This is a genomic window from Scytonema sp. NUACC21 (genome assembly GCF_054684315.1).
Genome location: NZ_BAAFZH010000106.1, coordinates 215725 through 231353 on the forward strand (window position 1 = coordinate 215725; position 15629 = coordinate 231353).

The following is a 15629-nucleotide window of genomic DNA, read 5'->3' on the forward strand; positions in this document are numbered from 1 at the left end:
CCCAATTGTGTCGTCTCTGATTGTGGCGTATAGTAAACGTGTCTGGATTGTAAAAAAATGACCTCAATCAGGTAGCACAATATGGCAGGGATGAAGACCCCGTTGTTCGAGATAGGTTGTGGGAGTGCAACCAGCAAAACTACGAAAGTCATGAATGAAGTGCGCCTGGTCAAAGTAGCCACAAGCTAAAGCAATATCAATCCAATCGGCGTGTTCTTTTTCAGCTAGGAGGTAAAGAACTTGCCGCAAGCGTTGAACGCGACAAAAGACCTTAGGTGTCAGCCCCACTTCATTGCGGAATAGTTGACCGAAATGGCGATCGCTAAGACCGATTTGAGCCGTCACCGCGCCGACCCTGGGCACGGGCGATCGCTGAAACTCGCGTAACGCGAATTCAACTGCCGGATGTCGTTCGGGTCGCTGCGCCATCCGAGCCAGGAGGAAACGCTCCAAAACGAGAAAGCGAGTTTCTAATGTTGGAGTTTCAAGCAGGCGATCGCGTAGTTCTCCAGCACGACGACTCCACAAATCATCAAGTGATACTATCTGGTTGTGCAACTCGCCAGAAGGTAAAGCAAAGAACGGGGCTCCGCCGCCCGCCTTGAAATGCACACCCATGACGCAAACCTTGCTATCAATGTCAATAATGAACCCTTCAGAATGTGCTCCACATATCATGCTTCCGCGTGCGCTTCCGCACCTTTTCCGACTATGCCTCTCGAAGAGGGGGATTGTATCAGAGTGCAGGTTGATGACCAGCTCCATCGAACCCATTGGCAACAAGCGTGCCTGCGCCTTCGATACGTTATAACCTTCCCGAAACCACAAAAACTCCACGAACTGTGATAATGGCGAGCACGGAAGATAAGTGTGGTAAATCATACAGGTTGTAGTTATATTATGTGCATTATCTGAGATAAAATTTGTCCGAAAGCTTTATCTCGGAAAATTACCGCGCAAGTTATTGAGCATGACTTTGGCATATTCAGCCCAGTCAGGAAATTCTGGTAATAGCGCGTATACCCAAACAATAGCGTGTAGTTGCCGGACCTTGCGGTATAGATCCAGCATCGCTGGTTCGGGAACGTCCCCATATGCCGTTATCCCCTCATCGTCAAGGTTAATCAAGTCCCAAGCAATTGGACCTGTGCAAGTATCCTCAAAATCATTCCACATTAGTCCGGACGCAGTAGGGATGAGATTCAAAGCATTTGCATCACCGTGCAGTGGCTGCAACGAACCGACGGGATTGCTTAACTGAGGAAGTAGCATATCGTAAGTTTCTCGCAGTAGCATCAGGTCAGGAGCACTAAGGGTCTCAGTTTGTTCAAGACGCTCAAGTCCTCGTGGAATGTCGTTAAGTGGTGGTGCTAAAAGTGGCAACTCACCAGGATAATCGCGCAGAAGGACGTGCAACTCAGCCAGCATTCGTCCGACAATTGCAGGCTCTGGTAAGGTATCAGAAACGCGTTGAACGTAGCGCCAGAAGCTCATCGTGAGACCATCATAATGATGCGGACCTGGCGGTAAAAGGTCGCTAGGTGCAACTACGGTCGCGCCTTTTGCTGCCAGGAATTCAGCAACAGAAACTTCACGTGCCAACCAGGACTCAATTGGCGATCGCACTACAGGGGTGATAGTACTCACACGGGCGACGATGGGTGCAGGTCGCAGGTGGACGCGTACTGAATAACCATTAACCAGCACATGAGGGTCTTCAACAGTGATGCCGTAAGCAGAAGCAACAGACATTGAGGCAGCGACAGCACGGTTCGCTTTTGCTGAAGGGGGTTCTTCATTGCAGAGTGATTTGGATTTTCGACTCCGTGCGATGATAGGAACTTTTTGGTTTGTAGAATCGCGATCCATAAGGAAGAAGAGAAATATTTTTCTCTTTTATACTACATTATATTACAAACTTGTTTTGAGAAGCCAACTGCGATGTCCTTTTTCGGCTCTCTCCTCATGACTGAAGTTGATTGCTCTCGATAGGGTGGGGTACCAAAATCGTGGGGTGTGTCCCCCACCCCTGAATCACCAGCAGTATCCTTTTAGGAGTGGGAGAATGCCAAACAGCCTTGACAATTTAACGAACGGTTGAGCGCAATGCTTCAGAAATTTCTATTGAACTGAATCCGCGATCGCTTGATAGAGAGTACCTGTTTTTCTTAAAGGACTTGGGGTTCAACAGGATTAGTTTTGGTATTCAGGACTTCCATCCCCAGGTACAGCAAGCAGTTAACCGCATTCAACCGGAAGCCATGCTGTTTCAGGTAATGGACTGGATTCGAGATGCTGGGTTTGCCAGTGTCAACGTTGATCTAATCTATGGGTTGCCGTATCAAACTCTAGAGACTTTCAGAAGTACTGTCCGCAAGACAATCCAACTAAATCCCGATCGCATTGCCGTTTTCAACTTTGCTTATGTGCCCTGGTTAAAACCCATTCAGCGTCGAATTCAACAGGAGGCATTACCAGCAGTTTCTGAAAAACTCAAGATTCTGCAAATGACGATAGAGGAATTAACCGCAAATGGCTACGTCTTTATTGGCATGGATCATTTTGCTAAACCGAATGATGAATTGGCGATTGCTCAAAGTAACGGGCAACTGCATCGTAACTTTCAAGGATATACCACTAAACCGGAGTCCGATTTGTTTGGGTTTGGCATGAGTTCAATTAGTATGCTGCACGACGTGTACGTGCAGAATCATAAACGTTTGAAAAATTATTATCAGGCGATTGACGGCGGTCAATTACCAATTGAAAAGGGAGTGAAACTTCATCACGACGACATCATTCGCCGCACAATCATTATGGAATTGATGTGCCAATTTCAACTGTCACCGGATAAGATTGAGGAAAAATATCATCTGAGCTTTGATTGCGATTTTACAGAGTATTTTTCACAAGAACAATTGCAACTGCATTTACTAGAAGCTGATGGCTTAATCAGACTTTCTCGCGATCGCATTGAGGTCACACCTACTGGACAATTGCTCATCCGCAATATCGCTGCTGTATTTGATAGCTATCTTTGCAATCGCGCCACTGGTTTTTCTAAAGCTATTTGAAGTTGTCAAGGACATTGGGTTAGGAACAAGGAGGCTATTTTTCTCTCTAGTCTCCCAACCTCCAATCCCCGGTTCCGTGAAATTTGTGGTTGTTGAGGAAGTATTAGTGACATCCAATTCATTACAAAATTTGCCAGATAATCCCCAACCTTAGCATGAATGAAACCAAACCCAGCACGAGCATACTTTTCTAACCGGTGGGGGGACTGCTACCGCCATTGCGAACGCGCAGATATTCCCAAATCTGCCGAATTTCGTTGCGAAATTCTTGGCGGTCAATAGCCGCTTGCTGCCGATCTTGGGCTGCTTCGGCTGCTAGGCGATCTGTTCGTTCGCGAAAAGCTTGGCGGTCTTGGGCTGCTTGCTCGGCTAAGGAATCTACTCGTGTTGCAACAGTATTAACGTTAATCGTCAGTGTATCTACTCTTTCAGTAAGTTGCTGAATGTTTGCTACCAGTACATCAATAGTGGCATCATGTTCCACAACTTTTTCGCCTACGTTGGCAAACAAAGTTTCTAGTCGGCTGAGTCGTTCCTCAACGCTTGGTGGTTGTCCTGTGTTGGTCATTTGTCCTCCTTGTCTTGTCCTTGGCGTTTAGCGATCGCATTTTCAGATAGCGTCTCCATTAGATTAGAAAGTGTTCTGTTCTCTTCATCTGCCCAAGGATTATGAGTTGTACACTGAGGTGAGTGAAGCTATGATTTACGGCTCATTGATTCGTCTTATGGTAAGGCGAATTGCATCTTAAGCTTTTGTTTACGAATCAGCTCTCACTTTTTCTTTTACCCAATCAATACCCCGTCTCCTAATACCAATTCTCTATAAACTGGCACTCTTCTAATTAAATTTCTCTTCTTGGCGCTCTTGGCGACGCCAGGTGCTTCAAGCCGGGGAACCCGTCCAACGCACTAGCTCGTCTTGGCGGTTCATTTTAAAAATTAAGTACACTTTATGGAGAACTGGTATAAGTAAATTTTCTATATCCATATCGACTCTACCAACTCCCTGGTTTAGAATTTCTCAAAGACCTCCAACAGTAACTACAGGTAATTGAACACTCACTGTAGTACCTGTTACCGTATCAGACTGAATAGATAATTCTCCACCATGAGCATTAACGATGCGTTTGGTAATGGCAAGCCCCAACCCCGTACCACCAGGTTTAGTAGAAAAGAAGGGCAGCGTTAGCTTTGAGAGGACTTCTGGGAGAATTGGCTCACCCCTATTGCAGACATTGATGCAGACTTTTTCTTGAGACGAACTGTCTACTTGCCATGTAATGACATCTCCTGCTGAGACTGCTTCACAGGCGTTGCGGACAATATTGATAAACACTTGTTTTAGCTTATTTTTGTCCCCCAAGATTTTGACAGGAGGTGATGCCGGGATAAATTCGATTTGCCGTGACAGCGCTTCTGGCATCTCACGGATTGATACAAGCAACTCACAAATGAATTCATTCACATCCAAGTCACACAGTTGCAGTACCTGGGGCTTGGCATAGAGCAAAATTTCACTCAGCAGATGTTCTAGACGGCTGGCTTCGCCAAGTGCCAGTGATAATCGCTCTTGAGCTGCTTCAGTCAAAACGGTTCTCTTAAAATACTTCAATCCCATAATCATTGTCGTCAGGGGATTGCGAATTTCATGCACGATTGTCGCAGCAAATTCACCAATGGCTACCAGTCGTTCCTGTTCTACAAGCTTGGCTTGTGCTGCCCGCAGTTGAGCGGTGCGTTTTTCTACCTCAGCTTCTAGAATTTGATTAAATTGGCACTGTTGCTGGTAAAGATGATAGTGATCGATCGCTGTTGCCGCACGTTCTGCAAATAGTTCCACAATTTGGATTTCTTCTTTTGAGAATTCTCTTACTTGCCGATGAAAAGAGCAAACAGTACCGAATACTTGACCTTCGCAAGTTTGTAATGGTACCCCCAAATATGCTCGATAACCTGATGCTGGTTTGCCATACTCTGGATTAGCGATAGCATCCGCAACGGCCAATGTACGACCAATTTGAATGACTGTAGCAATTAACCGACCATGCAGTGCATAAACACGGGGTGCATCTTCAGCCATTTCCAGACTACTGGCTAAAATAGTTTCAAACCCCTCTTGGCAAAATGTAACAACCGTCCAATCCACTCCAATCAGTTCGCTGACTCCGCAGGCAATATTATGCAAATAACTGCCCAATTCACCAGTTCGATAGTTTAAAGAAGACAAACGTGCTATTATTTGCCGCTCTCGCTGCCAAGGTTGTTGCAACAACATTTCTTCATCATTGCCTTTGCTCGTGGATGCTTGTTGCATGGTTTAGTAAATATGTTTAAAAATTGAATATTAAATTTTGGATTTCCAGGTATTTACTCTGGATGCCGGGATGATTTATTGACGAATATTTTATTATAAAAATCTACTATTTGTACAGAAAATTTATGATTATTTATATGAATAAATGTAAATTGATTTGAGGGTGAGTGGATGGGCTTGAGGTTAAGCGTTACCCAACATTGAGCGAGCTTTTGTTGGGTTTCGTTCCTCAACCCAACCTACGAAATTGTCTCATTTTAGCTGAAAATTGAGATTTTGCTGAGAAGTGTCTGAGAATTTTCTAGACAAAATTTCAGCTTTCTAAGTATCAATCTTTAGTTTTGAATAATTTCTTGATAAACTAGTCAGGCAACAATTAGTTTACAGAAGGCAAAGATTTCACTCCGGATTGATGCATTGAGGTATTTTAAATTATGAAATTAGGATATTTATTAACACTGATTTTAGCTACTACTGTTACAGTTAGCTGTACAAAAGAAATATCCAAGAATGAATTAACTCAAAGTTTTGCTCCGACAAATGAATCAGTTCCGATATCATTAACTCAAGTAAAGTCTCAAAATGCAACTGCTATAAGTTCTGGCACCTTTGTTTCCGGAGAACATACAACTCAAGGAACAGTACGTATTACTAACAAAGATGGTAAATCAGTGCTAGAGCTTGACCGAGCGTTTAAGACTTCTGAAATGGGACCTGATTTGGTGGTCATTTTACATCGTTCAGAGAATGTCATTGGCTCAACTAAACCACCAGCATATCCTTTAAATAAGGGAGATTACATTGTGATTGCTCCTTTAAAAAAATTTAGTGGCGCTCAAAGTTATGCCATTCCTAACAACATTAATTTAGCCGACTACAAATCTGTGGCTATCTGGTGTCGGAAGTTCAACGCTACTTTTGGTGCTGCTAGTTTAAAAAGTTAAAAATTAACCAACAACTCAACTATATACTGACAAGGAGAAAGTTTATGAAGCTACAAGATAAAGTTGCTTTAGTAACTGGTAGCAGTCAAGGTATCGGACAAGGAGTTGTCCTGCGCCTTGCTCAAGAAGGAGCCAATGTTGTTATTAATTATCGCTCTCACCCAGAAGGGGCCGAAGAAACCTTAGCCAGGGTAGAGGCTATTGGCGGTAGATGTCACATGGCTCAGTGTCCCAAATCTCATGGTTACACTGTGAAAGCAGATTTAGGTAGCGTGTCAGAGGTTCGTCAACTTATAGCGGAAAGCATTCAGCATTTTGGCAAGCTGGATATTCTGGTAAACAATGCAGGGATTGAAAAACACGCACCATTCTGGGAAGTGACAGAAGCAGATTATGATGCTGTCATGAATATCAATTTAAAGGGCGTGTTCTTTGCCACTCAAGCCTTTGTTCAACACTTGATTGAAACTAAACGGACTGGGAAAATCATCAATATTAGTTCGGTGCATGAGGAATTGCCATTTCCTAATTTCACAGCTTACTGTGCCAGCAAAGGTGGGATGAAGATGTTGACTCGCAACCTAGCAGTTGAATTGGGTCCTTTGGGGATCTCAATTAACAACGTTGCACCAGGAGCGATCGAAACTCCCATTAACACCAAACTGTTGAATAACCCAGAAAAGTTGGGTGCTTTGTTGCAGAACATTCCCCTTGGGCGTCTCGGACAACCGCAAGATGTCGCCTCTCTAGTGGCGTTCTTAGCTTCCTCAGATGCTGACTACATTACAGGCAGTACTTTTTTCGTAGATGGTGGGCTGCTTTGGAACTATCAGGAGCAGTAAATACCGTAATATCTCACTAGGTTCAAAATTGCACCAGTCACAGAAGAGGAATTATGACAAATACCCCTCTATTTATTCCTGTCATTTTGGGTACTCCCCGTCAAGGTCGCCAAAGTGAATACGTTGCCAAATTTATTGTTGAGCAGATTGCGCTACGAGATGATGTAGAGACGCAACTGATTGATATTCGTAACATTCCAATTACCACCGATGACGCTGGTGAGTCTATTAAAGACCCTCAGTTTTCCAGCACTGTTGAGCGGGCAGATGGATTAATTATCGTTGCACCAGAGTATAACCTATAAAGTCATTACTCACTATACTCAAAAAGTAGAAATTGATTATGGGTTGGAGATTAAACTTCTCAATGAATTAGGTGAAATGGTAGATGATTTGGGGACAGCTATTCAAGTAGCGATTGATGAAGCAAATACCAAAGGGAGAGAAAACGACCCCCTTGTTGATGATGTTATTAACCGAATAAGTCAAATAATTCTTGCCAAATTACCATCACCTTAAAATCAGGATTAACAATTTTGAAAAAGCCAATTTAAATTGCTTATGGCTTTGCCGATTCAATTATCATTAGCTGGTGATGGTCGTTTGGTTATTCTAACCTCTCAAACGATTCGCAACGCCTTTTTTCAATTTACTAAAGTTAATCCAGAGTATACAGGTCGCCAGAAGTTTCCTCTGAACCGTCCTCTTTATAAACCATTTAAAATTTGGAAATATAATAGCAAACGAGAGGGTCTGATTTTTAGAAAAACTTCTGTACCACCTCGGTCAGAAAACATTACCTGGAAAGAAACGGATGCCACTTTGCTTGATGCTTTATATCGAGCTTATTTAAATCGAGAACAACTCTCCTATCTACACAAGAAAGATATTCAATATATCGAACGGGAAATCAATAAACAGATAGTTTGGAACAATCTTGCTTTAGTTGAGAATGAAGGGCTGTTTTTGGAAGGTTATGGCATTTGCCAAGAAATAGGCAAAAATCGAGAAAAAGTTAAATATATTCAACGCTACGGGATGATTTTTATCCTAGAGCCGATTATGCGTCAAACTGTCCTGAAAGCAGAAAATTTAGATTTATTTCTTCAGGATGATAATTTTGACTTTCATCTCGTTCGCTATCATGGAGTACTTTTATCTTCTTCGCTATCTCGTATTGAACTGTTGTTTCGCCATCGCTTAGATTTTTCTGTAACTTGGACTTGTACCCTCGATCGCTTTCACCCTCGCCAAATTTTCCGAATTAGAAGAATTTATCCTTGTGATGGCTTTCAAATTGTCAATTATGGTTAGGGATGAGCTATAAAACAATACGGTTCAGAGAAGACCAGAACTCCGATTTGGAACTCAACGTAGAGACGCTTCAAACAGCGCGTCTGGACAACGTGATTATTTACACATCAGCCTTAACTGAACCGTATTGAGCTATAAAAATAAATTGGTAATGCCAAAACTCTTTTAATCGCTCTTCCTAACTGATGCCATCAGCAATTTTGCTACAGCCTTGTACTGCCAACAAACTTGATATAATCTATACCTTCACGACAATCTCTAAAATACTCGGAAATTTGGAAAAAGATGAATTCAATTAAGTTGCCAAAAAAGTTAATGCTGCTGGGTTCTGGAGAACTCGGTAAAGAATTTGCGATCGCTGCTCAAAGACTGGGCAACTATGTGATTGCTGTCGATCGCTATCTTAACGCTCCTGCAATGCAAGTTGCAGATACAAGCGAAGTGATTTCGATGCTAAACCCTGACGATCTAGAGGATGTTGTTGCCAAACATCAACCTGACATCATCATACCAGAAATTGAAGCAATTAGAACGGAAAAACTTCTAGAATTTGAGCAAAGAGGTATGACGATCGTCCCTACTGCTGCTGCCACAAACTATACAATGAATCGCGATAGAATTCGAGAATTGGCTCATCAAGAGTTAGGTATTCGTACCGCTCGATATGGTTATGCGACAACTTTAGAAGAATTGATTGCTATTTCCGATAAAATTGGATTTCCCAATGTCGTGAAACCCGTGATGTCATCCTCTGGCAAAGGGCAATCTGTCGTTAATGATAAAAGTGAAGTTGAAAAAGCATGGAACTATGCGATCGCAGGTTCTAGAGGTGATAGTCAAAAAATCATTGTTGAAGAATTTATTAACTTTGAAATTGAGATTACATTATTGACAATAAAGCAATGGAATGAACCGACAATTTTTTGTCCTCCCATCGGTCATCGCCAAGAAAGAGGAGATTATCAAGAATCTTGGCAACCAGCAGAAATGGCAGAAAAAGCGATCGGAGAAGCACAAGCAATAGCTAAAAAAGTCACCGATGCCTTGGGAGGAGCGGGAATTTTTGGTGTTGAATTTTTTATTACCAAAGATGAGGTGATTTTTTCCGAACTTTCTCCCAGACCCCATGATACTGGTATGGTGACATTAATCTCGCAAAATCTCAATGAATTTGAATTGCACCTAAGAGCCATTTTAGGCTTGCCCATTCCTAATATAGAACAGTTCGGTCCCTCTGCCAGTGCCGTCATTTTAGCTTCCCAAGAATTAGATTCTATAACTTACACGGGTGTAGCCGAGGCGCTGTCAGAAAAAAATGTGGATATTAGGCTGTTTGGTAAACCTCAAGCCTATCCCTACCGGCGTATGGGAGTGGCTTTAGCTAAAGGTGACAGCGTACAACACGCACGGGAAAAGGCAACAAGAGCCGCAAGTCAAATAAAAATCCAATCCTAATTTACCAATTTTCGTAGGGTGGGCACTGCCCACCACCATTGAAAGGGCGTTTCAAGATATTCAATCATTCGTTCATCCTTCATACTTTAAATGTTGGGTTTCGTTCATCCTTTATACTTCATACTTCATACTTTAAATGTTGGGTTTCGTTCATCCTTTATCCTTCATACTTTATACTTCATACTTTAAATGTTGGGTTTCGTTCATCCTTTATCCTTCATACTTCATACTTTAAATGTTGGGTTTCGTTCCTCAACCCAACCTACAGGATCTAAAACTCTTTACTAAAAAAACCGTAATTGCTCTGAAGTCTTATTTGAAACAACTAAAAGATAATTTTACTTAAGGCACAAATAAAGTAAACTGCTGAGGGTCGTCCTTTGTTCCTGCTCACTGGTCATTTGCCTTAAGCAAAGGACTAATGACTGAGGACGAATGGCTCTCAACATAGTGATATTTTATTCTGCCCACCTACTTACATCTCATACTAATCAACACAGTCCCCCATAACAGCTAAAAGGTTTAAACCTTCAACATCAACATCTGTCTTCACGTAGTTTGGTATCAGTAACATTACCGGAGGCTTCAAACAATGTTTCGCAAGTTTTTCCTAGTGCTAGCGATTGGTTTATGGGGAGGTCTTGTGCTACCATTGCCAGCGCGGGCAAGCGCTGAGACACCTCTGACTTTGGGAGTCATCGAGAAACTCCGTAACTTAGTGCAACTCATTCCACAAAACCAGCCGAAGCGTCAAGCACGCAAATCGGACGCAATGATTCCTGGCGATGCCTTGTCCACTGGTAAAGCTTCCCTAGCAGACTTGCACTTCAATGACGGTTCTCTGGCAAGGGTAGGAGAACAGGCTGTATTTCGTTTTTTACCAAAGACACGAAACTTTAAACTGTCAAACGGAACTGTGTTGCTGCTGATTCGACCGGGACAAGGGCAAACACGTATAAATACACCGAATGCAGCAGCAGCAATTCGCGGTTCGGCATTATTTGTACGCTACAACCGACAAACAGACACCACAATTGTCGGTGCATTGACAGACAGTGGTATTGAAGTACAAAATACGAATGCTTCTCAAAGTCAGAAGTTGGAAGCTGGGCAACTTATAGTTATAGTCAAAGATAGATTTAAGGGTTTATACGATTTCGATTTAAGAACTTTTTATGAAACGAGCGAATTAGTTCGGGGATTGGATTTAACGCTCAAAAGTGGTATATTTAATTCAGATACTGCGATCGCTAGCGTTCAAGCTGAAACTTCTGCTGCAGTTGCAACACAGCAGCCTTTAACTGGTCAGGGAGTTGTGGAAAACCCATCTTTTTTAGCGATAACTTCTTCTTCCCACGATACCTCTACGACTATCAACATTAATAACGTTAACAGTATTAACGACAATTTTATTAAAGACAATTCTCCAGTAGATACCCTGCTGAATACAGGACAAGTCATATCAGATACTGGTGAAGATAGGAGTAACAATAACCCAGGCAACAACAATCCCGGCAACAATAACTCAGGTAACAATAACCCAGGCAACAATAACTCAGGTAACAATAACCCAGGCAACAATAACTCAGGTAACAATAACCCAGGTAACAACAATTCCGGTAACAATAATTCAAGGGAGAATTAGCGAAGATACTGTTGGCGAAATATTATGAACCGCAAGGCTCTAATTGACGTAGAAGTAGGAGTTCCAAGTCCAACGGCAGATATCAATCTATTTCGCAAACAGCAAAAAAAATTTGATGACAAACTAGAATTTGAGGGAGATAAAGGATATCAAGGTGGTAGCAACATGACTACACCTTATAAGAAAAAAGAAACTAAAAATTAATTCGTGCTAACGGTACAGCAAATCTGTTTTTAATCAAGCAATCTATAATCAATTTTGCCTAAAACCAATTGCCCACTAAAACATAAGGTGCCCAATAATATGGGTGTTCCTTGTCCTTCAAAACAACCTCTTGAGCACGACGTAAAGCTTCCGCTTTAGTTAAATTTGGTTCTTTTGTTAACTGTCGGTAAAATTCACTCATGAGAATGGAGGTAGAGCGATCGTCTACTTGCCATAGTGAAGCCAGGGTACTGCGTGCGCCGGAACGCACGGCGACACCAGCGAGTCCCAAAGCAGCACGCTTATCGCCAGTCGCTGTTTCACAAGCACTGAGGACAAGTAATTCAATTGGGGGAGGTACGCGGTAGGAACGCCCTACCACTTGTTCTCTAGTTTGCAGTACTTCCCGCAACTGCTTAACATTAAGCTTGCCATTCCAAGCAAGAATATATGTATCTTCGACTTGAGAACTGAATTTACCGTGAGTCGCCAGGTGAACCACAGGAAAAGAAACCGAACTGACTTGCTCGCCAATGTTAGTATCAGTAAAAGCTTGGTTAAGTAGTTGTTTGGAAGGAATAACGGACTCTATTTGCTTCAATTCAGTGGCGACATTTGGTAAGGGACTAAAGCCAAGGCGAGATTCTGTTAATCCGGCGGCTAATGCTTCAAATCGCTTGCGTTTTTGTTCGGGTATGAGCAGTTGCAAACCGGGCGAGAGGGCGACGCTGTATTTTTCTACCAAATACTGTTTGCCGTCGTAAAGCGCTACCATTGGGATATTCCGAAAGGAACCATCCATCACAAAGACGAGATTTTTGACGTTGCTTTTCTCCAAGTCTGTAATGGCTGGTTTGATAATCCAGTTATAGACTTCTTGGGAAAGTGCTTCGCGATCGCGGAATGTATAGCGTTGTTCGAGTTTTTGTCGCAGTTCTTCCAAAGTTTTTTCTACTTCAGCTTTGGGTTTGTAAGTCGTGTAGTGCCGTAATTCTTGAGCAAGCGGTAATTTGACAATAATTTCAATGCGGTCTGTTAATATAATCGTGTAAAAAACTGCAGTTGCCGGATTAGCATTGTCCACCACTTTGTCAATCTGCGTCGGTTGGACAGTAATGCAAGCATCTTGGAAAAAATTGTCTAATTCAGCCAATTGTAAACTTTCAATTACATCACGAGCTTGCTTTAAGTTTTTCTGACTAACTTGTTTCGTGACAGCTTTGTGAGAGAACGTTTGGTCTGGTTGTAAAAGTAATCCTACCAATTGGCGATAGACGGGTTCTACTTCATCTCGAAAGTCAAATTGAATGTCGGGATTGAGAGCCACTAAATCGCTGCGTAAAGTATGAAGAGTTTCTACTGCAGCTGTATAAGCGACTACTGCTTTTTGAGAATCTCCCCGTATTAAAAGTAAGCGTCCGAGTTGCCATTGCCATTGATAAGCAATATCCGGTGCGTTTATTATCTGAGCAAGATTTAAAGCTAACTCAGTATATTGCTGCGCCTTCGACAATTGTTTTCTCATCTCGTAATATTGACCCAGATAACCCAGACTATAAGACTCGGCTCTTTGGTCTTCAAGCTCTTTGGCTTGTTGTACAGCCGTATTTAATAGTTGGACAATATATTCGGGATTTTGAATTTTAGCTCCTTGCGAGACAGAAGCCAGAGAATACGAATTTTGATTTGGAGAATTGACAATCTCTTTTGTTGTCTCCCCTGTCCCCCTTGTTACCTCGTCTCCCTTGGAAAGACAAAGCAAACTTTGGGCAAAGTTGACTCTAGCGTATACTGCGGCTCGACTGGGGCTTAAATAGGAGAGTGCAGATTGAATCGATTCTAGTTCTTCCCTCGTCGGTTGTTCCCCAAGAAACTGCAATACGCTCAAGCGATTGAGTTGTGCTTGCACAGCAGTCATGGGGTAACTTGACTTATTAGAGATTTCATGATAGTAATCGGAGGCTTGTTGATAGTATGATTTGACTTCCTTTGTTTGCGCGATCGCTGTTTGTTTGCATCGCGACGGGAGAAAATTATCCTCCCCAGGGCTTTCATTGACGAAATTCCTCTTACCCTTTGTGAAAGCGGCATTGCCTAAACTCAGTAAAGTTGCAGTTTCTTCTTGTGGCGATTGCAACTGTCGTGCAACTGCCAAACTTTGCTCCAGCATTTTCTGAGACTTATCAATATCTCCACTGGTTAGCAGTGCATTGCCCAAACTTCGCAATCCAGAAGCTTTTAAAAGCGAGTTTGGCATAGAAAGAAGATTTTTTTCTACCTCCTCAAATATTTTCATCGTGCGGCGGTAAAGCCCCAAAGATTGGAAAGCTGTAGCTTGGTTAATTAAACTACCAGTATAACCAGCACTATCGCCAATTTCAGCATAAATTTTAGCTGCCTTTTGCCACGATTGCAGAGCACCATCAGCTTGTCCTCGTGCTAATTGTAAATTGCCTTGAGTGTTGAGAACGAGGGCGAGAATCTGCTTTGCGTGAGGATTACCTAACTGAGATTGATTTAATAAATCGAGACTAGTTGTAATTGCAACACTTGCTTTGTTCCAACGTCCCAGTTTTTGCTCAGTCAAAGAAAGAAAATTTAACGCCAAAGCTTGGTTAAGCGCGTCATTTTGAGACTGATAAACCCGTACAGCTTCCTGGAAACTTTGGGCTGCAGAGGCAAATTGTCCCGATTGGTATAAAGTCTTGCCCTTTTCTATCAGTTGTTCTATGCTTTCAGGGGCTTGGGTAAGGGACGTAGAACCATTGTTAATTGGCTGGCTCAATAAAATAGGGGCTTTCTCAATCGCTCGGACAATGGAAGCAGCACTTAGCAAATGGATACCCAAGCTGAAAGTCAGCCCCAGCAAAGCTAATAGGACAATTTGCAACTTGTGAAACACACCCTTGTTTCTAACTATCTTCCCAAAATTAAGTCTTACCATAAATTCAAATCCCCTTGAGTCTGATGTCTATTAGACAAGTTTTCGCAGATGTCCAATGCTCTATACTCGTGTCAAAGATTACAACACGAAGCGATCGCTTCGTTAGAAATATCTTCCAACCCTACAGACTCCAACAAATCTTTCCAATCATTTTCCAGTGCTCCATCTTGGCGTTTAGCACGTCGGAGTTCTCCTAAAGTAGTGACAGCATCTTGCCAAATACCTGCTTGAGCATAAAGGGAGACTCGTTGACGTGGGGTTGCAGCCACAAGACGACGTGTGAAATCATCTTTCAAAGCGATACGTTGCACTAAACCTTCAACTGCTATATCTTCCGAGCGGCTTTGCGGATTACAGTCAATTAAGAGATACCAGTGATAATATTGCCCAATTTCCAGTGGTTTCTCTGTTTTGGGAAGACTCACGCTAATGATTCCTGGCGTATTGGAGAGAGCGATCGCAATCGGTTGTTTGGTAACAGAGTTGTTTTTTTCATCAAGCAAGACAAATTGTACTGAATTGAGATTCTTAGGTGCATAGGGAACGTAAAACCAAAAAGTTGGATATTCGGCTGCAGTTAAGCCTAAAACGTATTGTGTGGTGACTGTCGTGGTCGAGGCTTGCTTCCGATCTGCGGTTGCTGACACCAAAGGTACCAAAGCGGTGAGGCGTTTGGAAGCAGCCGGACAATCACCCCGCGTTCCTGCTCCTTCTCTGTCTCTCGGTGCGCCACGATTTTCTGGTTGTCTGGCTAGGGGGGGTTGAACAAAACGTATTTTTGTAGTACTAGATTGTTGAGATTGTACTGATAATTGAGTGAAATTAACTATCACTACTAATGTAGCTATCAACATTAATAAATTTTTTACTAAAAAAAATTTTCTTCCAGTCAT

General features: G+C 42.4%; 14 protein-coding genes and 2 pseudogenes. 10 read left to right on the forward strand and 6 right to left on the reverse strand.

The annotated features are described in order from the left end of the window. Positions 1 to 63: 63 nt before the first annotated feature. On the reverse strand, positions 64 to 882 hold the full coding sequence (locus ACYRY3_RS38745; protein ID WP_460207060.1) for an AraC family transcriptional regulator: 819 nt from the start codon (positions 880 to 882) through the stop codon (positions 64 to 66). A 54-nt stretch (positions 883 to 936) separates the two neighbouring features. Beyond that, a complete protein-coding gene (locus tag ACYRY3_RS38750) occupies positions 937 to 1869 on the reverse strand; it encodes a phosphotransferase (RefSeq protein ID WP_460207061.1) in 933 nt (310 codons plus the stop codon). 242 nt (positions 1870 to 2111) lie between these two features. Between ACYRY3_RS38750 and hemN the strand changes: the two are divergent. Further along, positions 2112 to 3074, forward strand: a pseudogene (hemN, locus tag ACYRY3_RS38755) (oxygen-independent coproporphyrinogen III oxidase); the annotation flags it as partial. A 190-nt stretch (positions 3075 to 3264) separates the two neighbouring features. Here the strand turns inward: hemN and ACYRY3_RS38760 are convergent. Beyond that, entirely contained in the window at positions 3265 to 3642 is a 378-nt protein-coding gene (locus tag ACYRY3_RS38760; protein WP_460207062.1) for a hypothetical protein, read from the reverse strand. Between the two features lie 88 nt (positions 3643 to 3730). On the opposite strand from ACYRY3_RS38760, the pseudogene ACYRY3_RS38765 reads away from it, so the two are divergent. Next, positions 3731 to 3823 (forward strand): annotated as a pseudogene (locus ACYRY3_RS38765) (IS5/IS1182 family transposase); the annotation flags it as partial. A gap of 272 nt (positions 3824 to 4095) precedes the next feature. On the opposite strand, the gene ACYRY3_RS38770 reads toward ACYRY3_RS38765, so the two are convergent. Beyond that, on the reverse strand, positions 4096 to 5388 hold the full coding sequence (locus tag ACYRY3_RS38770; RefSeq protein WP_460207063.1) for an ATP-binding protein: 1293 nt from the start codon (positions 5386 to 5388) through the stop codon (positions 4096 to 4098). Between the two features lie 434 nt (positions 5389 to 5822). Here ACYRY3_RS38770 and ACYRY3_RS38775 point away from each other — a divergent pair, with 434 nt between their 5' ends. The 8 genes from ACYRY3_RS38775 (at position 5823) to ACYRY3_RS38810 (ending at position 11792) form a co-directional block, all read left to right on the forward strand. Beyond that, positions 5823 to 6332 carry a DM13 domain-containing protein gene (locus tag ACYRY3_RS38775; RefSeq protein WP_460207064.1) on the forward strand — a complete coding sequence of 170 codons (510 nt, stop codon included), beginning with the start codon at positions 5823 to 5825 and terminating at the stop codon, positions 6330 to 6332. A gap of 44 nt (positions 6333 to 6376) precedes the next feature. Beyond that, positions 6377 to 7174 (forward strand): SDR family NAD(P)-dependent oxidoreductase, encoded by a 798-nt coding sequence (locus ACYRY3_RS38780; RefSeq protein ID WP_460207065.1) that lies wholly within the window; start codon positions 6377 to 6379, stop codon positions 7172 to 7174. Positions 7175 to 7227: 53 nt separating this feature from the next. After that, on the forward strand, positions 7228 to 7479 hold the full coding sequence (locus tag ACYRY3_RS38785; RefSeq protein WP_460207066.1) for an NADPH-dependent FMN reductase: 252 nt from the start codon (positions 7228 to 7230) through the stop codon (positions 7477 to 7479). Continuing rightward, positions 7457 to 7693 carry a hypothetical protein gene (locus ACYRY3_RS38790; protein WP_460207067.1) on the forward strand — a complete coding sequence of 79 codons (237 nt, stop codon included), beginning with the start codon at positions 7457 to 7459 and terminating at the stop codon, positions 7691 to 7693. The genes ACYRY3_RS38785 and ACYRY3_RS38790 overlap by 23 nt, the downstream gene beginning before the upstream one ends. A gap of 42 nt (positions 7694 to 7735) precedes the next feature. Continuing rightward, a complete protein-coding gene (locus ACYRY3_RS38795) occupies positions 7736 to 8488 on the forward strand; it encodes a hypothetical protein (RefSeq protein ID WP_460207068.1) in 753 nt (250 codons plus the stop codon). 285 nt (positions 8489 to 8773) lie between these two features. After that, positions 8774 to 9943, forward strand: coding sequence for a formate-dependent phosphoribosylglycinamide formyltransferase (gene purT / locus ACYRY3_RS38800; protein ID WP_460207069.1), 1170 nt, complete (start codon positions 8774 to 8776; stop codon positions 9941 to 9943). Positions 9944 to 10535: 592 nt separating this feature from the next. Further along, the gene (locus ACYRY3_RS38805; protein WP_460207070.1) at positions 10536 to 11588 is read left to right on the forward strand and encodes a FecR domain-containing protein; all 1053 of its coding nucleotides are present in this window, start codon (positions 10536 to 10538) and stop codon (positions 11586 to 11588) included. A gap of 24 nt (positions 11589 to 11612) precedes the next feature. Beyond that, a complete protein-coding gene (locus tag ACYRY3_RS38810) occupies positions 11613 to 11792 on the forward strand; it encodes a hypothetical protein (RefSeq protein WP_460207071.1) in 180 nt (59 codons plus the stop codon). A 58-nt stretch (positions 11793 to 11850) separates the two neighbouring features. On the opposite strand, the gene ACYRY3_RS38815 is transcribed toward ACYRY3_RS38810, so the two are convergent. Continuing rightward, complete coding sequence (locus ACYRY3_RS38815) at positions 11851 to 14736, reverse strand: CHAT domain-containing protein (protein ID WP_460207072.1); 2886 nt, start codon at positions 14734 to 14736, stop codon at positions 11851 to 11853. Between the two features lie 71 nt (positions 14737 to 14807). Further along, a complete protein-coding gene (locus ACYRY3_RS38820) occupies positions 14808 to 15629 on the reverse strand; it encodes a DUF928 domain-containing protein (RefSeq protein ID WP_460207073.1) in 822 nt (273 codons plus the stop codon).